A 21,487-nucleotide genomic window follows, 5' to 3' on the forward strand; every position below is an offset into this window, starting at 1 on the left:
ACAATCCGCCTAGCTATTGCCAGCTCTGGCGGCGTACGCCAGTTACTATTGCACCGCACTTTGCTCCATAGGACCTGTCATGACCGAGACCTCTTCTTCCCACGCCTCATCGGCTCCATCGCTCAGCTACAAAGACGCAGGCGTTGATATTGATGCCGGCAATGCGCTGGTCGATCGCATCAAGCACGTTGCCAAACGCACGACACGCCCGGAAGTGATGGGTGGGCTTGGTGGTTTTGGCGCCCTATGCGAGCTACCCCAGGGATACCGGCAGCCGGTATTGGTCTCCGGGACCGACGGCGTCGGCACCAAACTGCGTCTCGCCATGACATTAGGTAAGCACGACACCATTGGCATTGACCTGGTGGCCATGTGTGTCAATGACCTTATTGTTGCCGGTGCCGAGCCGCTAATATTCCTCGACTACTATGCCACGGGTAAATTAAATGTCGATATAGCCGCCGATGTCGTTACCGGCATTGGCGCTGGCTGCGAACAAGCTGGCTGCGCCCTCGTTGGCGGTGAAACCGCCGAAATGCCGGGCATGTACGAAGGCGACGACTACGACCTGGCCGGGTTCTGCGTTGGCGTGGTTGAGAAGAGTGAGATTCTCGACGGCAGTCGCGTGGCTGAAGGAGACGTTTTGCTCGGCCTGGCCTCCTCTGGACCGCACTCTAACGGCTACTCGCTGATTCGTAAAATCATCGAACGCAGCAATACCCCTTTAGACACCCAGGTCGACGGCACCCCCCTTGGCGATGCGCTGATGGCCCCAACACGAATTTACGTCAAGGCACTGCTTTCCCTGCTGCGTGATAGCAACCTATCGGTTCACGCCCTATCACACATCACTGGCGGTGGCCTGCTTGAGAATATCCCCCGAGTGCTCCCCGACACGCTTGCTGCGCGCATCGACACTCAGGCGTGGAAGCGGCCAGCTGTTTTTGACTGGCTGCAAACCCAAGGCAATGTGACCGACACAGAGATGCACCGGGTGCTTAACTGCGGTATTGGCATGGTGGTCGTCGTTCCTGAAGCCGACGCCAGCCAAGCCATTGCGCACTTAGAAGCTCAAGGTGAAACCGTCTACCGTCTGGGAACAATTGAAGCGCGCCAGCAGGACGCCGTGGTGTTGGAGAATTTACCGGCATGAGCAGCACCGACTACAACAGCGACACCCTAACGGACATGACACCCGAGCCTGCGACGACGCCCCGGGTGGTTGTATTAATTTCCGGCAGTGGCAGCAATCTTCAAGCGTTGATTGAGGCTCAGTCCCATGACCGGCTAGGCGGCGAGATCGTCGCCGTTATCTCTAACGAGCCCGACGCCTATGGCCTTAAGCGTGCCCACGAAGCGGGAATCGATGCCGTTGCCCTGCCGCACCGTGAATACGATAGCCGTGACGCCTATGACGGAGCGCTGATCAAAGTCATTGAGCGACATGAGCCTGACCTCATTGTGCTGGCTGGCTTTATGCGGATTTTGACACCACGTTTCGTTCAGCGCTATCTGGGTCGTATGCTAAATATACACCCGTCGCTACTACCAGCTTACCAAGGCCTTAATACCCATGCCCGCGCCCTTGCAGATCAGGTTACTCAGCACGGCTGCAGCGTTCACTTTGTTACCGAAGAGCTGGATGGCGGGCCGGTCGTTTTGCAAGCCGAACTTAACGTTGCTGCTGATGACAGCGTTGAAACGCTAAAACAGAAGGTCCACGACCGGGAACATCTTATTTATCCCATCGCCGTGCAATGGTTTTTACAAGGTCGTCTTCAATATAGCGGAGAAGGCGTTACCATGGACGGCCATCTGTTACCGCCCCACGGCATGCGGCTTTCCCACGCCGATGCTGCTGAAGAACTCGACGAATCTATCTGACCACGGCAGGTCTCGCGACACTTTTGGCGATATCAAAAAAACCGAGCGGCCAACACCGCTCGGTTTTTTTAATATGACAACTCAAGGTAATCAAGTACGCGGCAACGTCACACCCCGCTGGCCCATGTATTTACCTCCCCGATCTTTATAAGAGGTTTCGCACACTTCATCGGACTCCAGAAACAACATCTGTGCAACACCTTCGTGGGCATAGATTTTAGCCGGCAAATTGGTGGTGTTCGAAAACTCCAGCGTCACATGCCCCTCCCACTCAGGCTCTAGCGGCGTTACGTTGACGATAATGCCGCAGCGCGCATAGGTTGATTTACCCAAGCAGATGGTTAGCACATTACGGGGAATACGGAAGTACTCCACTGTGCGCGCCAGCGCAAATGAGTTAGGCGGAATAATACAGACATCACCCTTCACATCGACAAAGCTCTTATCATCAAAGGCTTTAGGATCAACGATCGCCGAGTGAATATTGGTAAATACCTTAAATTCATCCGAACAACGTACATCATAGCCGTAACTTGAGGTGCCATAGGAGATGACGCGCTGATCATTATTATAACGAACTTGGCCGGCCTCGAACGGCTCGATCATGGCATCACTTTTCGCCATGCGCCGGATCCATTTATCAGACTTGATGCTCATTGGTTACGTATTCACTCGCTGAAGGAAATAGTAGGGCTTTCTTTATTTTGGCCATCCACGCTTTGCGCCACCTTGGTGGCAATCGCAGCAAATGTTTGACTGACGGCACTATCAGGTTCCGACACCACGCTAGGCCGCCCGGAATCAGTAAGCTCACGGATCGACAAGGTTAATGGCAAACGGCCTAACACTTCAGTTTGGTACTCTTCGGCAATACGGTCACCGCCGCCAGAGCCGAATATGGGTGCCTCATGGCCGCAGTTTTCGCAGTGGTAAAGGCTCATGTTTTCAACCACGCCTAGAACCGGCACGTTCACTTTACGGAACATCTCAATGCCTTTACGCGCATCCAACAAGGCGATGTCCTGAGGGGTTGTCACAATCACCGCGCCTGATACCGCTACCTTCTGGGCCAGCGTCAATTGAATATCGCCGGTGCCGGGCGGCATGTCGATAAGCAGGAAATCCAGGTTATCCCACTGAGTTTGATTGAGCATTTGCTGGAACGCCCCAACCACCATCGGTCCACGCCATACCATGGCTTCACGGGTATTGACCATAAATGCCATCGACATGGCTTGAAGACCATGCGCTTGGAGCGGTAAAAACTTATCGTTACCCGCCGCTTGAGGGCGCACCCCTTCGGCGACCCCCAACATTTGCGCCTGGCTTGGACCATAGATATCCGCATCCAATACGCCCACACGATAGCCTTGGGCGGCTAACGCCAGTGCCAGGTTAACGGTAACCGTGGACTTACCAACACCGCCCTTACCTGAGGCTACGGCTATTATATGTTTGACGCCTTCCATTAGACAGACTCCTCGTTTGGCGTTGTATCAATAAGTGTGCAAATCATACTCCTCGCGGGAGCATTCATAAACCAACGCCCAAAAAAACGGGTACTGACCATGTCAGCACCCGCTCGACTGAAGGGTTACTTTATAAAGAGAAGCTTAGCTAGCTTCCTCTTCCTCGCCGTCCTCTTCATTATCCCCTTCATCTCCAGACGATTCCTCTTCGCTGCTCTCTTCATTGTTTTGCGACTCACCATTTTGCTGGGCATCTTCACCCGCATCATTGGCGGCATCCGCTATGCGAGAATCCAATGTTGAAAGCTCATCGCGCCAATCATTCAATTGCTCTTCCAAGCGCTGCAGTTGCTCTTCACGATTAGCCACATCGTCTTCTACGCTGGCCAGCTCTTCGCGGCCCATATCCAGTGCCACCATTATATCTTCCAATTCAGTGCGCACATCGCTCAAAGAGCTTTCTTCTTCTTCGCGTAGCTCAGTCAGTGAATCGACTTCTTCTTGAAGCGTATCGCGCTCGCTGGTGGCGTTATCACGCTCTTCACGCGCTTCTTCGCGCTCAGACTCTGCACTTGCAATCTCGTCTTCGAGGGTAGACAAGCGTTCGTTGGCTTGTTCTATTTCGCTATTAAGTTCATCCAGCGTTTCGTTGGCAGCATCACGCTCATCAACCGCCTTCTGACGCTCACTTGCCGCTTCTTGCCGCGCATCTTCAGCCTCTTGTCGTGCGTCTTCAGCACTCTGACGTGCTTCTTCAGCCTCTTGGCGCGCTTTGTCGGCCTCATCACTGGCCTGCTGGACTTCTTCGCGCTCTTCACGCAGCGTTTCCATCTCGCTTTCAGCGTCACTCACCTGCTGGTTCAACTCGTCAACTTCACCCTGCCGCGAGTCACGCTCTTCTTCCAGCGACTCAAGCTCCGAACGGGTATCACTGACCTGTTGCTGCGTACTTTCCAGCGCTTCTTGCTCCTCTGCCTGCTGCTCCTCTAATGTACTCATTTCATCTTGCAATGCCGTGAGATCGGCTTCAGCATCATCAACTTCACTAAGCTGCTGTTTAAGCGAGTCATTTTCTTCTTCAACGCTGGTCACTTGGTCTTCAAGTGCCGCCACGCGGTCGTTGCTGGTGCCTACATTTGACTGCGCCATGATCGCCCAGATCACCGCTATCGCGGCGATGCCCGCAATCCCCTTCACGCGATTATCGCGGAAGAGAGTTTTCATATCCGGTTTACTATTGGTTGGCTTGTGATCGGAATGCTGCTCGTCTGACATGTCGCCTCTCCCTTAGATAGTCGCTGCACGTAACGCGTATTGCTACTAGCTGCGCAGACAGCGATTAAGTTTCAGCCTACTGTCTACCAGCATACACAGCTTAGTGTATCTAGCCAGTTTCGTATGACGACATAAACGTTGATTGGTTAACGTTAGGTTTCAGAATGGGGTGGCGGCGTGGGATGTTTACCTTCACTAAATCCCTTGGCGTGGGTCTGATCCACATCAAACCATGCGAGCTGTGCGTTCAATGACACAACGTGCCCCACAATCAACAAGGTTGGAGGCTTTATTCTGCCAGCAAAAAAAGCATCAGGCAGAGCATGCAAACTACCAATATGGGTCTGTTGCTGTTGTGTGGTGCCCTGCTCAATCAAGGCCAACGGCGTCTCTGGCGCCATGCCGTGGGCGATAAGCGCTTGGCAAATCACATCGACACTGCCTAACCCCATGTAAAACACCAGGGTCTGCCCAGGGCGCGCTAGGGTCTGCCAATCTAAGTCACACTTACCGTTTTTGAGGTGCCCGGTCACAAAACGTACCGATTGGGCGTGGTCACGATGGGTAAGTGGTATCCCCGCATAAGCGGCACACCCCGAAGCGGCGGTAATCCCAGGTATCACTTCCACGGGCACCCCAGCAGCTATCAGTGTTTCCAGCTCTTCTCCACCGCGGCCAAAAATGAATGGGTCTCCTCCCTTTAGCCTCACCACGCGATTACCTGCTTGAGCCCACTCGACCAGTGCTTGATTGATCCCCTCCTGTGGGACGCTGTGCGCCGAGCGCGCTTTACCGACATAAAACCGCTGAGTCTTCGACGGCAGTAACGCTAAGATTTCATCGCTAACCAAGCGATCATGCAACACCACATCGGCATGCTGTAAACGATGAAATGCCTTGAGCGTCAGTAGCTCAGGGTCCCCTGGCCCAGCGCCCACCAAACTCACGCGCCCTTGCACGGAAGAGAAGTCACCAGATATAGACATGCTGTGCGACAAGACACACCCCAAAGGAATAAAAAAAGTATTTTATATGCACAAAAATAATGCTTTTTACGAGCACGTGCCATCAGTAATCGTAAACCAACGTATTATATGCCTTTTTAATCTTATTTATTCATTAGATATAGCAAAAAGGTATAAAAATGTGTCGAATTGTAGGCGATCGCTTACATTTTAATTACGTTTTTAGCGCTACCCTTGTCGATTGATTTTTAAATGGCATAGCTTTTCAATGGCACAGCTTCGGAGATTCACGCATGCCCGTGAATGATAGCCCTTTAACGCTCAACGCCGAGCAACTTATCCGTCAAGTCCCTGGCGTCGTGTTTCAATTTCACCGTACCCATAATGGCCATATGGCATTTCCCTTTATGGAAGGCGCTGGGCTAACGGTGGCCCCTATTGACCGAGACCAGCTAGCGCAAGATGCCAACACCGCGCTCGAACAGCTGACCGGCACTGACTACCCAAAGCTGATGTCTGCCATTGAACGCTCGGCCCGCTGGATGTTGCCGTTAACCACTCGCTTTCGCTTAGCGCTACCTGGGCATAAATCCCCATGGATGGCTGTCAGCGCTACCCCCGAGCCTATCCCGTCCGGCGTGCGGTGGCACGGCATCATGATGGACATCAGCGACCAAGTCTCTGAAGAGCAGCGGCTGCGCAAACTGTGTGATACCGACCCGCTTACCAGCCTGCCAAACCGGCGTAAATTAATGGTGCATCTAACCAACCTGGCATCGCTCAGCTCTCGTCATGGCACCCCGCTTTCCATCATGATGGTCGACATTGATCACTTTAAACATCTCAACGATCGCTGGGGGCATTTACAAGGCGATGAGGTCTTAAAACAGCTGGCCAGTCTGTCCCAGTCGCTGCTGCGTAGCGAAGACATGATCGCTCGGCTGGGTGGTGAAGAATTCATGGCTGTTTTGCCGCTTACCCCTGTCAAGCAGTGCCATCAGTTGGCAGACCGGTTACGCCAACATATTGCAGAGTATGATTTCGGCATCGGGGTCGGACAAGTAACGCTGAGCATCGGCGTCGCCGAATATCGTTGCGGCGAACCCTTGACGAGCCTTATCGAACGGGCTGATCAAGCCCTCTACAGTGCCAAAGACGTTGGCCGGGACTGCGTCTGCCTTCTACCCTGAAAGGATGAGCCATTCATTATTAATGTTAAGGAGGCCGTCCATGACATCGCTTGCCCAACAATCGTGCGAACCCTGCAGCGGTAACGCAAAGCCAATGACCCAAAGCGAGTGCGAAAGCCAGTTAAAGGCCCTCCCCCAGTGGCGGATTGTCGATCACGATGGCATCATGAAGCTGACACGAAGCTATACGTTTCGTGATTTCGTTGGCGCTCTGGACTTTACTCAGCGCGTTGGCGAAGTGGCCGAACAGGCAGGCCACCACCCCGTGATCACCACCGAGTATGGGAAAGCCACGGTCACCTGGTGGAGCCACGCCATCGATGGCCTGCATCAAAATGATTTCATTCTTGCCGCTAGAACTGACGAGGTAGCCGAATAAATGTTTGAGCACATTGAGCGAGTCCCTGGAGACGCCATTCTTGGGCTAATCGAAGCTTTCAAAAAAGACACAAATCCTCAGAAAGTCGACTTAGGTGTTGGCGTTTACCGTGATGCACAGGGCAATACGCCGGTGATGCGCGCGGTCAAAGAAGCCGAAGCTCGCTTGCTCAGCAATGAAACCACCAAAACCTATATTGGGTCGCACGGCGCGCCCGCTTACGGTGGTGTTGTGCTGCCAATGGTATTGGGTGCCAGTTCACCGGTGCTGGAAGCCAATCGCGCCAGCGCCACCCAGTCGCCGGGTGGAACCGGGGCCTTACGCCTAGCCGCCGACTTTATTGCCACTCAGTTGCCCGGTAAAGGCATTTGGGTTAGCGACCCTACTTGGCCAAACCATCTCGGTATCTTTACCGCAGCCGGGATTGAACTGCATAAGTACCCCTACGTTGACCCAGACAACCGCCTTGATTTTGATGGCATGTTAGGCGCGTTGAAAAAAATCCCCCACGGCGATGTCGTGGTACTCCATGCCTGCTGCCATAACCCAACCGGATTCGATCTTTCTGAATCTCAATGGCAGCAAGTGCTTGAAGTAGTTAAAGAACGCCAGTTACTACCGCTGATCGACTTCGCCTACCAAGGGTTTGGGCAGGGGCTTGACGAAGATGCCTACGGCGTTCGGCTATTTGCCGAGCAGCTTGACGAGGTCATCATCACCAGCTCGTGCTCGAAAAATTTCGGCATCTACTGCGAGCGGACCGGCTGCTTGATTATGGTGGCTAAAAACGCCGAGCAAATGGAAAATATTCGTTCTCAGGTCGCGATCGTCGCGCGGGAAAACTACTCCAACCCACCCGCACACGGCGGCGCCATTGTCAGTGAAATTCTGCACGATGCTGAACTTTCTGCGATGTGGCGCGAAGAGCTGACCGAAATGCGTGACCGCATAAACACGCTGCGCCGTGATTTCGTAGAAGCCCTCAAACCCTACGGGCTTGATGAGAAGTATGCCTGCGTTGCCGAGCAGCGGGGCATGTTCTCTTACACGGGCCTTACACCGCAGCAGGTTGACCGATTGCGCGATGAGTTTGGGATTTATATGGTGCGCTCAGGCCGCGCCAACGTGGCAGGCTTCTCCCAGGAAAACCTCCCCTACCTCGCCAAGGCGATTGCGGCGGTTAACGACTAGACGATGACCACCGTCGTAACAATGTGCCCAGGCTTGCCTGGGCACTTTTATGTTTTGGCGAGTATTTTGAGTTGTGTAAAATCGCGCTTCGTCGCCAGTGCTTGGGAGGCCTCGCGGCGAAACCAGGAAAGCAGAAGTTGACCGATCAGTCAGATCGGCGGCACACTCACTTGAGCCTTGCTACAAAAAACCCATAACTCAGAGGCACTCATGGCGACGCAACATTACTACCCGTGGTACAAAAAAGAAGACACCGACGCATTTTTCGCGCTGTTCCAGAACAACATTGCGAATTTTGTGATTATTGCCATCACCATGCTCGGCATGGACTTCCCCGCTTCAATTGTTTACGGGCAAGTTCTTCCTGGGGCGGCCATTGCGGTGATGGTCGGCAATTTTTATTACGCCTGGAGCGCCTCGAGGCTAGCACGCAAAGAGCAGCGTACCGACGTCACGGCCTTGTCCTACGGTATTTCAACACCGGTGATGTTTGTCTTCTTGTTTGGCGTTTTGTTGCCCGCCAAAGAGCTGACGGGGGATGTGGATCTTGCCTGGAAAGTGGCGGTAGCCGCCTGTTTTATCAGCGGGGCGATTGAAGCGGCCATCAGTTTAATTGGCCGCTGGGTACAATATCACCTTCCCCGTGCTGCCATGTTGGGGGCCGTCGCCGGGGTCGCACTTACCTTCATCGCCGGTGAAATGCTGTTCAAAACACTGGAAATGCCGCTAATTGGCTTACTAGTCCTAGCCATTATTATCGTCGGCTTAATTGCCCGCGTAAGCATGCCGTTTAAAATCCCCACTTCACTATTTGCCATCATCGTGGGCACCGCCATGGCCTACATGATTGGCGACGCAGGCGGCGAGCGATTCAGCGATGCCTTTACCCACCTTGGCTTTTATCCTTTGCTACCCAACCTGGCCTGGTGGGAAGGCTTAGGGCTTCTCGCCACGGGGATGCTCGCTATTCTGACCGTGGTCTTGCCGATTACGCTGTACAACGCCATTGAAACCATGAACAACGTCGAAGCCATGGAAGCCGCTGGCGACAAGTACGATGTACGCGAATGCCAAGCGGTGGATGGCGTGGGCACCATGATAGGCGCACTGTTTGGCGGCGTGTTTCCCACCACCGTGTATATCGCCACCGTGGGAGCGAAATGGATGGGCGCTGGCCGGGGCTATAGCCTGTTAAACGGAGCCGTTTACGCCATCGCCACTATGTTTGGCCTAATCGCCATGATCTCGGCAATCATCCCTGTATCGGTGGTCGCTCCGATTCTGGTTTTTGTGGGGATTTCCATGATTGCCACGGCGTTTCAGGCCAACGATAGCCGTTACTATCCCGCCGTCGCACTGGCAATGCTGCCCTACTTTGCAAACTACGTGATGACGCGCTTTAATCGTGGTGCGGAAGAGGTTGTCAGCGATATTTCAACATCGATTGTAGCCGCCGGTCAGGGCGCGATGTTCATGGCGATTTTCCTGGGCGCGATGACGGTTTCAGTGATTGATCATCAGTTCCGCCGAGCAGCCGTTTTTGCGCTCATCGCGGCGGCCTTTTCGTTTGTCGGGTTAATGCATGCCCCTGAACTTGCGATCAATGCAGCACCCAACTTTGTCTTGGGTTATATCGCCATGGCACTACTATTTAGCTATTTCGCCTTTCAAGAGACGCCCAAATCTACTGCGGGGTGACGCCCGACTGGCGATGCGGACGAGACAAAATACGCTTAAGCAATAACCAGGCTAGCAACCCCGCTAGCACATTACCGATGGCCGCCCCGGCGGCCAGTCCCCACCACCCTGCCAACTTCTCGCCTATCCACAGGCAGGGTAAGTAGCATACGAACAGGCGCGCAGAAGACAAAAGCATGGCACGCAATGGCCACCCCAACGCATTACCTGCCGATACGATCAGCATGCAAATGCCGAGGGCAGCATAGCTGGGCAGCAGAAAGCGAATCAGTATTACCAGTTCCTCTTGGACGTCGGGATTGCCTGCCAACGCCATGCCAAGCCACGGCGCGCCTAGTGCCAGCAATATGCCCAGCGTTAACTGCCATACCATGGCAACGCCAAGCGCCAGCCGCAGAAGTCGATGGATTTGATCCCAATCACCTGCCCCATAGCAACGCCCCAACCATGGCGGCAACGACATCGTCATGGCGAGAATTACCATTAATGACAACGTTTCCAGTCGGCTGGCCAATCCCCAGGCAGCCACCTGGCTTTCGCCCAAGCCTGCCACCACCGAGATAGCCAGCATCGCCGCCAGTGGCGGCATCAATTGGCTCACCATGGCAGGCGCCGCAATGCCCATAAAGGGCCGCCATGACTGCTGGCCTTCTTGCCATAGCCCATCCCGTGAGGCCCACCCACGCCCCCACAGACGACCACCGGTAACCAGCAGTCCAACACTAAAGGCAATTGCCGTGGCCCAAGCGGCGCCGGGCAGGCCCCAGCCCTCCCAAGGCCCAATGCCAAAAATCAACAAAGGATCCAGCACCAGATTAATCAGGCTGGTGATCACCATCATTTTACCTGGCAACCTAGTGTCGCCGTAGGCGCGAAAAACGCTGTATACAAAGTACAGCAGCGCCCCTAGCCAGGCCGCTAAAAGCTGCGGTGGCCAATAACGTTGTAAATACCCATAGGTGTTACTTTCAGCACCTAACAAACTAAATATCGGTATCTGGAAAGCCCAAAGGACGAGGCCTAGACAGGCAATCACACCGCCACCGGCCATCAACACCAAACTGCTCAAGCGTTTTGCCCGCGCCTGCTCGCCAGCGCCCAACGCTCGGGAAATCAGCGCGGCAATCGCGATACCCATACCCACCTGGATACCAATAATCAGAAATGACAGCGGAAAAGTGAAAGACTGTGCCGCTAGCGGCACCGTTCCTAACCGTGCGATGAAGGCGCTGTCGACCAGTTGAAACCCAAGTAGCGAGAGCACACCAATGGCCATGGGCCAGGTTTGCCGCCACAGGGTCTTGACTAACCCTTCCGTTTGCTGCTTGCTAACAACCAACGCCTGTCTCCTAATGAATAAACGCAAAAAGCGCCACCACCCCGAATAGGGTGGTGGCGCTTTTCAGCGCTGTATTACTGGCGAATACCTTCAAACGTTACGTAAAGCTCTAACTCATGCATGGCTTCAGGGAAGTCGCTCATATCAATATCAAAATCGCTCAACGTAATCATGGTGCTGCCCTCAAAGCCAGCACGGTAGTCCCCCCAGGGGTCATCGCCTTCGCCCATTAACGTTACGGGCATTTCAATTTCTTGGGTTTGGCCGTGCAGGGTAAGGTCACCCGTCACCACACCTTCATTATCACCGCTCGACTCGAAACCTGTCGAAGTAAATGTGGCAGTGGGATATTCATCGACGTTAAGGAAATCGCTGCCCAAAATGTGGCGATCGCGCTCAGCATGGTTGCTGTTCAAGCTATCTACCTGAACTTCCATATCGACCGATGACGCCTCAAGATCGTCAGGATCATAGCTGAAGTCGCCCGAAAATTCTTCGAAGCTACCCAGAATATAGGAATACCCCAAATGGCTAATCTTAAACTGCACAAAGGCGTGCTGACCTTCGGTATCGATCGTATAGTCAGCGGCTTGGGCCTGACCCAGCGTTACAAACGCCGCAGCGGCGACTGCCGTGCTCAGTACGGTTTTCTTTAACATGCGTGCAACTCCTTTCTCGATGAACAAGCACCGTGTTGAGGGGTGCCCTTTTAAAGCCATCCCAATGGGGAAGCCTCATATCTTAACGCGTCGTAGGTTTAAGCATGCGTACCAGAGTGTCGTGGCCGTCGCGCCAATGATGTTTGAACGCTGCCAGCGCATGACCAACGGCTAGTACAATCAACCCCCATGCGCTATACCAATGCAGGTCTCCGGCAATACGCGCTTGCTGGGGAAGGTCATACACCAGTGCTGGCACCATAAACCAATCAAAAACACTGATGCCGCTCCCATCCGCCGTTGAAATCAAATAGCCGGTGGTCATTACTACTATCAGCAAGAGATACAGCGTGATGTGACCGACATGAGCTAGCAAAATTTCAACGCGACTACCCTGGCTACGGGGTGTCGGCTGCAACCATCGCCACACGATCCGCGCCAGCGTAGCCATGAATAGCAACAGGCCAATGGAACGATGCACCCAGGGCCCTAAGTTGTACCAAGTGTCGTAATAACCTAACCCGGTCATCCACCAGCCTAGGGCAAATAGCCCTACAATCGTAATAGCACTGAGCCAATGCAGCGCAATGCTGACGACTCCCCAACCCATTTGCGTGTTACGCCACATCGTGCCTTCCTTAATCTTACGCCCGCCGTGGGCGTTGTAATACCAAAGATGATAGCGTCAAAGCAGATCGTAAACTGCTGAAAAAAGCAGAACACACCATTCGTAAAAACCGTTGATCGACGCCAAGGTTCAGCGTTGTGAAATAAAAAACCGGCCTTTACGACCGGTTTTGTTAATTCAGGAGAAGCGGTTAACGCATCAGCAACGCATCAAGGCCCCTGGCAAGATCCGTTTGAATATCCCGCTGGCTTTCTAGCCCCACCGCGACACGAATCAGCCCCGGCGTGATGCCGGCGGCCGCTCTTTGCGCATCGCTTAAACGCCCATGGGTGGTAGTGCCCGGATGCGTAATGGTGGTTTTGACATCACCCAGATTACCGGTAATCGACAGCATGCGAGTAGCATCGATTACCTGCCACGCGCCTTCCTGTCCATGGATAACCTCGAATCCAAGCACTGCGCCAAAGCCTTCTTGCTGCTGTTTGGCGAGCCTATGCTGAGGGTGGTCTGCCAAACCACTGTAAAACACCTTGCTGACCGCCGGGTGGGCATCCAGCCACTGGGCAAGCACCATTGCTTGCTCGCAGTGCGCCTTCATGCGCAGCGAGAGCGTTTCCAGCCCTTTGGTAAATATCCAGGCATTAAAAGGGCTCATGCACGGGCCACAGGTCCGCACGACGCCAAACACTTCCTCTAACACATCGTGCTTACCGACCACCGCCCCCCCTACCGCACGGCCCTGCCCGTCCAGGTACTTGGTTGCGGAGTGAATGACCAGATCAGCCCCCAGCGCGATGGGCTGCTGAAGCGCTGGCGTTAAAAAGCAGTTATCAATCGCCAGCCAAGCATCATGGCGTTTCGCCAACGCTGACAGCGCAGCGATATCGGCAACTTCAGACAGCGGGTTCGACGGTGTCTCAGCAAACAACAATCGCGTTTTGGGGGTGATCGCCGCCTCCCACGCTGCTAGATCAGAAAGCTCCACATAGCGTGTGGTAATGCCGAACTTACCAAAGTACTTATCAAACAGGCTTACCGTTGAGCCAAACAACGAACGTGAAGCGACAATTTCATCGCCGGCGGATAACAGCGCCAGCACCGTTGACAAGATGGCGGACATCCCTGAGCTGGTCGCCACACAGCGCTCACCGCCTTCCAACGCCGCCAAACGGCGCTCAAAGGTATGCACTGTCGGGTTGGTGAAGCGAGAATAAACGTTACCGGCTTCCTGGCCACCAAACTTGCGCGCCGCCTCGGCGGCGCTACCGTAAACGAAGCTGGAGGTAGGAAAAATCGGCTCGGAGTGCTCCTGCTCAAAGGTGCGCTCATGTCCCGCCCGAATCGCTAGGGTTTCTAGCGACCACGCGTCTTGCTGGCTGTCATCATGCATGGGCTGGCCTCCTAGTCATCCAGATCGTCATCATCCTGATTATGCATATCGACAAGGGCATGGTCACCTGCGCTCTGGTCTTTGGCCAGGTCGTTACGGCTGGCTTCCAGCACCGCCAAGTAGGCGTCATCAATGTCACCGGTGACGTAGTTACCGTCAAACACCGAGCAGTCAAAGGCTTCCATCTCGGGATTTACTTCACGACAGGCATCTTTTAAGTCTTCTAAATCCTGGTAGAAGATGCGATCCGCGCCTATTAATTGGCCAACTTCTTCTTCCGTACGCCCATGGGCAATCAGCTCTGATGCCGCTGGCATGTCAATGCCATAAACGTTGGGGTAACGCACCGGCGGTGCGGCGGAGGCAAAATACACATTACGAGCCCCGGCATCGCGAGCCATTTGAATGATCTGCTTGCAGGTAGTCCCGCGCACAATCGAGTCATCCACCAGCAGCACATTTTTATCTTTAAACTCAATGTCGATGGCATTGAGTTTTTGGCGCACCGATTTCTTGCGCTGGGTCTGCCCCGGCATAATGAAGGTGCGGCCGATATAGCGGTTCTTCATGAACCCTTCACGATAGGTGACGCCGAGATGTTGCGCCATTTCCAACGCCGAGGTACGCGACGTATCGGGAATCGGAATCACCACGTCGATATCATGGTCGGGCCATTCGTTAAGCACGCGATCGCCGAGTTTACGGCCCATTTGCATGCGGGTGCCGTATACATAAGCGCCGTCGAGAATCGAGTCGGGACGCGCCAGGTAAACGTGTTCAAAAATGCACGAGCGTAGCTGGGGCCGGTCGGCGCATACTTGGGTATGAATTTTACCCTGCATGTCAACGAAGATGGCTTCGCCAGGCGACAAATCCCGCTCAAGCTCAAAGCCGCCCACATCCAGGGCAACTGATTCGGAGGCAATCATGACATCCTGGCCGTTTTCCGCCTGGCGCGTACCAAACACCACCGGCCGGATGCCGTGAGGATCACGAAACGCCACCATGCCAAAGCCGTTAATGATCGCCACGGCGGCATAACCGCCCTGACAGCGTCGATGGACTCTACGCACGGCATCAAAGATATCTTCAGCTTCCAAGTGCAGCCCCTGCTTGCCCAATTCGTGGGCAAACACATTAAGCAGCACTTCAGAATCGGAGCTGGTATTAATATGGCGTAAATCAGTCGAAAACAGCTCCTGCTTGAGCTGTTCAGAATTCGTCAGATTGCCGTTATGGGCCAGCGCAATGCCATAAGGAGAGTTAACATAAAATGGCTGCGATTCGGCTTCGCTGGAGGAGCCAGCGGTGGGGTAACGCACGTGACCGATACCCAGGTTGCCCTTGAGACGCGCCATATGCCGCGTATGGAACACATCACGCACTAAGCCATTACTCTTGCGCAGTAAAAAGCGTCCTTCGCTCCAAGTCATCATCCCAGCAGCGTCCTGGCCACGATGCTGAAGAACGGTCAGAGCATCGTAAATACCCTGATTCACCGCTTGCTTGGCCAGAAGGCCGACGATACCGCACATTCCCGTTACCTCGCTGTATGCTGGCTTAACCTACGTAAGCCGGTACATTACTGATTAAAACTATTAAAGTTCGCGCCCCTGACGTAAGTCAGGCAGCGTGATGTCGTTTAGCGAGGACGGCGCTTCGGGAAGTTCGCCGCCCCATTGATCTAATTGGCTGATGGCATAGTTACGCAATTCGATAAAAGTGGGGCGTAGCTCGGCCTCCTGCCACGCTTGCAGCTCAGAAAGTGGCGTGAGCGTAATCAGGACAGTCACCACCAAGAGTATGACCGCCCCTCGCGCGACACCGAACGCGGCCCCGGCAAACCGATTGAGTAAACCCATCCCTACCCACTCAACCGCGGCATGAACTAAGCGAATGACAATACCGCAAAGTAGAATCACCGCAAAAATCACTAACGCAAAGGCCAACACCAGGCGCGCGTCAAAACTTTCGATAAAACCACTCATCAACTCGGCAACGGGTTCCGCCAGCACCCGGGCCACCATCACCGCCACCACCCAAGCCGCTAACCCCAGCGCTTCACGTACAAAGCCACGTACAAAGCCCGCCAACATCGAAAGAGCCAATACGGCTAAAAAGGCGGCGTCTATCCAGGTGAGCGCCATGGTTATTCCCGAACTCGAACCAGCAAGCCTTGTACGTTAGCCCGTTGCTTAACATCGCTCACCGCGGTTTCACCCTCTTCCGAGGTTGCAAAAGGGCCAACATAGACGGTCGTCATTTCATTGTCGCGTTCGCGCTGATAAACGGTAAAACCTTCTTCGCTTAACTGATCACTCAAGCGCTGGGCATTATCCGCATCACCAAAGCTACCCACCTGAACGGCCCACTCACCGTTTGAGTCTGCCTGAGAGGTTGATTCAGTCTGCTCGTTGGAGGACTGCTCCTCGGACGAATCAGTTACCGCCTGACTATTAGAAGCAATAAGATCGGCTATCGGATCGCTCTGCTCATCCGCTGAAGGTTCTTCGGTCTCATTCGAAGTGTCCTCATCATCGGAGGCGCTATCGTCATCGCTTTCGTCGTTATTCGCCAGCTGGTCGGTATCGGGGCTCACAGGGTCGACTTCAAGCGGCTCTTCAGTCGCCTGGGCGGCCACACCCGGGTCTACCTGTTCCTGTTCGGCCGGATCGTCAATAGAGTCAGGTCGCTCTGGGGCTTCAACGTCACGACGTTCAGCCTCTACCGGTTGCTCAATCACAAAATTCGGTTGTGGACGTTCTTCACGCGGCGCGGGGTCGCTCATTAACCAAGGCACAATAATGGCCAACAGCGCGAGCAAGATGACGATACCGCTAATGCGTTCCGTTTTACCGTATTTCATATCCCTCTCCATCAAGCGACGCTACGCCTGTGGCAGTGGCTGCGCCAATAACGCTGCCACCGTAAAAAAAGAACCTGTTGCCAGCACACGATCTTCCGGGCTTAGCCGGGTCGCCAACCACTCCACCCCTGCTGCGGGCGTTGCCGCGCAATAATGCACGCGTCCGCCCTGGGCTGCAATCCGCTCGGCCAGTTCATCGGCGTGGCGAGCTCGTTCGCCGTCTAAACTTACGCACACCCAATCGCTAATACGTGATGATAACGCGGCGATCACCCCGTCGGCATCTTTATCGCTGAGCATGCCGATCACTCCCCACTGAGTCCCACCCACACCGACTGAAGGCAAGTGCTGCGCCAGGTAGGCTGCCGCGTGGGGGTTATGACCCACATCAAGACACCATTGGCCACGCCACTGCATACGCCCCGGCACCACCAGATTGGCCAGAGCTCCCCGAGTGGGGGCAACTGCAAGCGAAAGTCCTGATAATACCAGCGCTTGAAGCGCCGTGGCGGCGTTATCGAGAGGTAGGCCTGGGTCAGGCAAGGCATCCAGTGACAGCGGGTCACCATCGGTGGTACAGCCCTGCCAGCACCACCTAGCAGTCGGCTCACCCTCTTGGTTAAAGTGACTACCGAGTTGGTATACTGGCGTTTGTAGCGCCTTTGCAACGTCTAAGACGCTTTCGGGTAGTTCGCGGCTGCCTAATACCGCAGGCCGCCCCGAACGAAAAATACCGGCTTTCTCACGCCCGATTTGGGCGATATCAGTACCTAAAAAGCTGGCGTGATCTTGGGCGATGGTGGTAACGATGGCCACATCGGCATCAACGATATTGACGGCATCCAAACGTCCGCCAAGGCCGACTTCAAGTACCGCCAAATCCAGCGGTTGCTGAACCAAACACCACAGAGCGCATAGCGTACCGGCTTCGAAATAGGTCAGGCTAATCGCCGGCGGAGCAAGCCTGGCTTGCTCCACGGCTTCAAACCCCGCTACCAATTGATCGTCGTCTGCCATGCAGCCGTTAAGCTGGACGCGTTCGTTATAATGCAGCAAATGCGGAGACGTATAGGTGCCTACTCGCTGCCCGTGAGCGCGTGCCACACTGTCGATCATTGCCAGGGTTGAGCCTTTACCATTAGTGCCTGCGACGCTAATTACCCGCTTTGCAATGGGCCGATTTAAAAGCCCCATCCGTTCAGCTACCTGGCTTACCCGCGCTAACCCCAACTCGATGCCCACCGGATGGAGGGTTTCTAAATAGTCCAGCCATTGCGCCAGGGTTTTAGACATTGCGAGAGGAATCGTCGCGCTTGGCAGAATCCGACTCGCTGCTGCCGTTAATTGCCTCGATCCACTCGGGGTCTTCGGCGTAATCGGTCACCTGGGGCTCATCTACCACTGGTTCGGAGAAAACGGTTTCTTCGCTTGAAGATTCGTCATCCGCCACAGGCAGATGGGTCAGCTTGCGCAGCACACTTCCTACACGCTCGCGCATATCGTGACGATGCACGATCATGTCCACCGTGCCGTGCTCAAGCAGAAACTCGCTACGCTGGAAGCCTTCGGGTAGGGTTTCGCGAACGGTTTGCTCAATAACCCGCGGGCCGGCAAAACCAATCAACGCATTAGGCTCGGCGATATTGAGGTCGCCCAGCATGGCAAGCGATGCTGACACACCTCCAAACACCGGATCGGTCAGCACCGAAATATAGGGCACGCCTTCTTGCTTTAACTTTTCAAGGGCAGCCGAGGTTTTCGCCATCTGCATCAGCGAGAACAGCGCTTCTTGCATACGCGCCCCACCGGATGCCGCAAAGCAGACCAACGGCACGCGAGACTCCAGTGCCAAAGTGGCGGCGCGTACAAACTTCTCACCAACCACCGCGCCCATAGAGCCACCCATAAAGGTAAACTCGAATGCCACGGCCACTACAGGAAGACCATTTAACTCACCGCGCATGGCGACCAACGCGTCTTTTTCGCCGGTCTCTTTTTGCGCCGCAGCTAAACGGTCTTTGTATTTTTTGGAATCGCGGAACTTGAGGCGGTCAACCGGCTCAATGTCGGCGGCGATTTCCTCGCGGCCCGTTTTGTCTAGAAACCAATCCAAGCGCTTGCGTGCGGTTAAACGCAAATGATGCTCGCATTTAGGGCAAACGCTGTGATGTTTCTCTAACTCAGGAAGATAGAGAACGGCTTCGCACTTGGGGCATTTACGCCAGAGACCATCGGGAACGCTAGCGCGACGGTCCTTACGCTGGATACGCCCCATGGAGGGCACAATCTTATCTAGCCAGCTCATATCAAAAAGACTTCCGTTGTACGTCAACGCTTGGCAACGCCAAGCTTGATGAATGGGGTCAAACTAATGTCAGTTAGTGTAGACGATGAAAGGACTATTTAAGCATCCATGGCCGCCCGCATTTCGCCGAGCACTTGTTTTAACTGGGCAGCGATGGTGTCCGGCGCATCAGCACTCTCGGCAATCCGGTTGACCAGCGCACTGCCGACAATCACGCCATCGGCCACCTTGGCGACTTCTGCGGCTGTCGCGCCGTCGCGGATACCGAACCCAACACACAATGGTAAGTCGGTCATACCACGCAACGGCGCCAAGTGCTCAGCCACGTCATCAGCATTAAGTGTCGCCGCACCCGTCACGCCCTTGAGCGATACATAGTACAGATACCCCTCACCGTGGGCGCATATTGTAGCGGCCCGTGCATGGGAAGTGGTAGGTGCAACGAGAAAAATCGCCGCTAAATCACGTGCTTTCAAAAGCGGACCGAAAATATCCGCTTCCTCGGGCGGCATATCCACGGTCAATACACCGTCGACGCCCACGTTCGCTGCTTTATCAGCAAAGGTTTCGTAGCCAATCCGTTCGAAGGGGTTGAGATAGCCCATCAGTACCACAGGCGTGGTGGCATCGGTTTGGCGAAACTCGGCCACCATATCGAGCAGGTCGACTAACCGAGTGCCTTGTTTGATTGCGCGTTCACAGGCTTTTTGAATGACCGGGCCATCCGCCATTGGGTCGGAGAACGGTACGCCTAACTCAATGATATCCGCACCGGCTTCCACCAGAGCGTGCATAAAGCCGACGGTATACTGAGGCGCAGGGTCCCCAGCGGTAATGTAAGGGATTAGGGCCTTACGGCCCTGCTGCTTAAGTTCACTGAAACGCTGATCAATACGGTTCATGCTTACCCTTAAAATAACGTGGACCCTTAAAATTCGATGCCGTCAATTTTGGCTACCGTCATAATATCCTTGTCACCGCGACCTGATAAATTGATGATGATATGTTGATCAGAACGCATGGTGGGTGCCAAAACCTTGGCATAGGCCAACGCGTGTGCGGTCTCAAGAGCAGGCATGATGCCTTCCATGTGGGTGAGCTCGCGGAAAGCCACCAACACATCGTTATCATTCGCCGCGACATAGTTTACCCGCCCGACGTCTTTCCAAAGGGCATGCTCGGGCCCCACCCCAGGGTAATCCAACCCGGCTGAAATCGAGTGAGTATCCGATACCTGCCCGGCTTCGTCCGACATCAGGTAAGTACGGTTTCCATGCAGTACACCGCGCGGCGCGTTAGACGACAACGGTGCCGCATGACGCCCTGTTTCAACTCCATCACCACCGGCTTCAACACCGTACATGGCGACATCATCGTCTTCCACAAAGGGATAGAACAGGCCAATGGCGTTGGAGCCACCACCCACGCAAGCGACCAGAGCATCCGGCAGTCGGCCGATCTGCTCCAGCGACTGGCGACGCGCCTCGCGACCCACTACCGCGTTGAAATCACGCACCAACTGCGGATAAGGATGAGGTCCCGCAACGGTCCCGATAATGTAGAACGTATTATCAACGTTGGTGACCCAGTCGCGCAGCGCTTCGTTCATGGCATCTTTTAGCGTGCGGGTGCCCGACTCAACCGGAATCACCCGCGCGCCAAGCAAGTGCATGCGATACACATTCAGTTTCTGACGCTCAACGTCCGCAGCCCCCATGTAAACATCGCACTCAAGGCCCAGGCGTGCCGCAACAGTAGCGGTTGCAACGCCGTGCTGCCCAGCGCCGGTTTCCGCAATGACTCTTGGTTTGCCCGTTTTTTTGGCCAGCAACGCTTGGCCAATCGTGTTATTTACCTTGTGAGCACCGGTATGGTTCAGGTCTTCGCGCTTCAGCCAAATTTGGGCCCCACCCAACGCCTGCGACCACCGCTCGGCGTGATAGAGCGGCGAGGGCCGCCCTACAAAATGGGCTAAATCACGGTCAAACTTGGCCTGAAAGTCGGGATCGTCACGTAGACTTAAATATGTCTTCTCCAACTCTTCCAAGGCAAAGCTCAGAGTTTCTGACACAAACCGGCCGCCATAGGGGCCAAAATGACCACGGGCATCCGGCATTTTAGTCAGTTCACTGAAACGTGTTTTCGGAACGGTTTCAGAAGCACCAGTTGCTGAGACAGTCACAGGAATACCTCACAAGATCGCCAGAACAGGCAAACAATAAATGAATTCACATTACGACGCAGCACAC

Annotated in this window: 21 protein-coding genes; 6 read left to right on the forward strand and 15 right to left on the reverse strand. The window is 54.5% G+C overall.

The window, feature by feature from the left end; translation table 11 throughout:
• The first annotated feature begins 79 nt into the window (after positions 1-79).
• Complete coding sequence (gene purM / locus CPH17_RS03965) at positions 80-1,153, forward strand: phosphoribosylformylglycinamidine cyclo-ligase (protein WP_074396215.1); 1,074 nt, start codon at positions 80-82, stop codon at positions 1,151-1,153.
• A complete protein-coding gene (purN, locus tag CPH17_RS03970) occupies positions 1,150-1,884 on the forward strand; it encodes a phosphoribosylglycinamide formyltransferase (RefSeq protein ID WP_074396214.1) in 735 nt (244 codons plus the stop codon). The genes purM and purN overlap by 4 nt, the downstream gene beginning before the upstream one ends.
• 90 nt (positions 1,885-1,974) lie before the next feature.
• Here the strand turns inward: purN and dcd are convergent, their stop codons facing one another.
• The 4 genes from dcd to cobA all read right to left on the reverse strand — a co-directional run bounded on the left by dcd (position 1,975) and on the right by cobA (position 5,614).
• Positions 1,975-2,541 carry a dCTP deaminase gene (dcd, locus tag CPH17_RS03975; protein WP_074396213.1) on the reverse strand — a complete coding sequence of 189 codons (567 nt, stop codon included), beginning with the start codon at positions 2,539-2,541 and terminating at the stop codon, positions 1,975-1,977.
• An 11-nt stretch (positions 2,542-2,552) separates the two neighbouring features.
• Positions 2,553-3,353 carry an iron-sulfur cluster carrier protein ApbC gene (gene apbC / locus CPH17_RS03980; protein ID WP_074396212.1) on the reverse strand — a complete coding sequence of 267 codons (801 nt, stop codon included), beginning with the start codon at positions 3,351-3,353 and terminating at the stop codon, positions 2,553-2,555.
• Positions 3,354-3,497: 144 nt separating this feature from the next.
• Positions 3,498-4,628, reverse strand: coding sequence for a kinesin (locus tag CPH17_RS03985; protein ID WP_074396211.1), 1,131 nt, complete (start codon positions 4,626-4,628; stop codon positions 3,498-3,500).
• A 152-nt stretch (positions 4,629-4,780) separates the two neighbouring features.
• Positions 4,781-5,614 carry a uroporphyrinogen-III C-methyltransferase gene (cobA, locus tag CPH17_RS03990; protein ID WP_074396210.1) on the reverse strand — a complete coding sequence of 278 codons (834 nt, stop codon included), beginning with the start codon at positions 5,612-5,614 and terminating at the stop codon, positions 4,781-4,783.
• 272 nt (positions 5,615-5,886) lie between these two features.
• Between cobA and CPH17_RS03995 the strand changes: the two genes are divergently transcribed.
• The 4 genes from CPH17_RS03995 (at position 5,887) to CPH17_RS04010 (ending at position 10,051) form a co-directional block, all read left to right on the forward strand.
• Positions 5,887-6,783 carry a GGDEF domain-containing protein gene (locus CPH17_RS03995; protein ID WP_074396209.1) on the forward strand — a complete coding sequence of 299 codons (897 nt, stop codon included), beginning with the start codon at positions 5,887-5,889 and terminating at the stop codon, positions 6,781-6,783.
• A 40-nt stretch (positions 6,784-6,823) separates the two neighbouring features.
• A complete protein-coding gene (locus CPH17_RS04000; RefSeq protein ID WP_074396208.1) occupies positions 6,824-7,162 on the forward strand; it encodes a 4a-hydroxytetrahydrobiopterin dehydratase in 339 nt (112 codons plus the stop codon).
• Complete coding sequence (locus tag CPH17_RS04005) at positions 7,163-8,353, forward strand: amino acid aminotransferase (RefSeq protein ID WP_096298317.1); 1,191 nt, start codon at positions 7,163-7,165, stop codon at positions 8,351-8,353. It abuts the gene before it with no gap.
• 210 nt (positions 8,354-8,563) lie between these two features.
• Positions 8,564-10,051, forward strand: a complete 1,488-nt coding sequence (locus CPH17_RS04010; RefSeq protein ID WP_074396206.1) for a uracil permease — start codon at positions 8,564-8,566, stop codon at positions 10,049-10,051.
• On the opposite strand, the gene CPH17_RS04015 is transcribed toward CPH17_RS04010, so the two are convergent.
• The 11 genes from CPH17_RS04015 to trpB all read right to left on the reverse strand — a co-directional run bounded on the left by CPH17_RS04015 (position 10,038) and on the right by trpB (position 21,420).
• A complete protein-coding gene (locus CPH17_RS04015; protein WP_082934320.1) occupies positions 10,038-11,327 on the reverse strand; it encodes an MATE family efflux transporter in 1,290 nt (429 codons plus the stop codon). The genes CPH17_RS04010 and CPH17_RS04015 overlap by 14 nt on opposite strands.
• A gap of 137 nt (positions 11,328-11,464) precedes the next feature.
• A complete protein-coding gene (locus CPH17_RS04020; protein ID WP_074396204.1) occupies positions 11,465-12,049 on the reverse strand; it encodes a YceI family protein in 585 nt (194 codons plus the stop codon).
• Positions 12,050-12,131: 82 nt separating this feature from the next.
• The gene (locus CPH17_RS04025; protein ID WP_074396203.1) at positions 12,132-12,677 is read right to left on the reverse strand and encodes a cytochrome b; all 546 of its coding nucleotides are present in this window, start codon (positions 12,675-12,677) and stop codon (positions 12,132-12,134) included.
• Positions 12,678-12,867: 190 nt separating this feature from the next.
• On the reverse strand, positions 12,868-14,067 hold the full coding sequence (locus CPH17_RS04030; protein WP_074396202.1) for an O-succinylhomoserine sulfhydrylase: 1,200 nt from the start codon (positions 14,065-14,067) through the stop codon (positions 12,868-12,870).
• A gap of 11 nt (positions 14,068-14,078) precedes the next feature.
• On the reverse strand, positions 14,079-15,602 hold the full coding sequence (gene purF, locus CPH17_RS04035) for an amidophosphoribosyltransferase (RefSeq protein WP_074396201.1): 1,524 nt from the start codon (positions 15,600-15,602) through the stop codon (positions 14,079-14,081).
• Positions 15,603-15,665: 63 nt separating this feature from the next.
• The gene (locus CPH17_RS04040; protein ID WP_096298319.1) at positions 15,666-16,214 is read right to left on the reverse strand and encodes a CvpA family protein; all 549 of its coding nucleotides are present in this window, start codon (positions 16,212-16,214) and stop codon (positions 15,666-15,668) included.
• A 2-nt stretch (positions 16,215-16,216) separates the two neighbouring features.
• A complete protein-coding gene (locus tag CPH17_RS04045; protein ID WP_074396199.1) occupies positions 16,217-16,933 on the reverse strand; it encodes an SPOR domain-containing protein in 717 nt (238 codons plus the stop codon).
• Positions 16,934-16,954: 21 nt separating this feature from the next.
• Positions 16,955-18,226 carry a bifunctional tetrahydrofolate synthase/dihydrofolate synthase gene (folC, locus tag CPH17_RS04050; RefSeq protein ID WP_074396198.1) on the reverse strand — a complete coding sequence of 424 codons (1,272 nt, stop codon included), beginning with the start codon at positions 18,224-18,226 and terminating at the stop codon, positions 16,955-16,957.
• Positions 18,219-19,238: an acetyl-CoA carboxylase, carboxyltransferase subunit beta gene (gene accD, locus CPH17_RS04055; RefSeq protein WP_074396197.1), complete on the reverse strand. Its 1,020-nt coding sequence runs from the start codon at positions 19,236-19,238 to the stop codon at positions 18,219-18,221. Before accD ends, folC begins: the two co-directional genes overlap by 8 nt.
• Before the next feature lie 98 nt (positions 19,239-19,336).
• Complete coding sequence (gene trpA, locus CPH17_RS04060) at positions 19,337-20,140, reverse strand: tryptophan synthase subunit alpha (RefSeq protein ID WP_074396196.1); 804 nt, start codon at positions 20,138-20,140, stop codon at positions 19,337-19,339.
• 26 nt (positions 20,141-20,166) lie between these two features.
• Positions 20,167-21,420 carry a tryptophan synthase subunit beta gene (gene trpB / locus CPH17_RS04065; protein WP_441316758.1) on the reverse strand — a complete coding sequence of 418 codons (1,254 nt, stop codon included), beginning with the start codon at positions 21,418-21,420 and terminating at the stop codon, positions 20,167-20,169.
• Between the last annotated feature and the right edge of the window lie 67 nt (positions 21,421-21,487).

This window comes from Halomonas sp. hl-4 (assembly GCF_900215475.1).
Classification (GTDB): Bacteria; Pseudomonadota; Gammaproteobacteria; order Pseudomonadales; family Halomonadaceae; genus Vreelandella.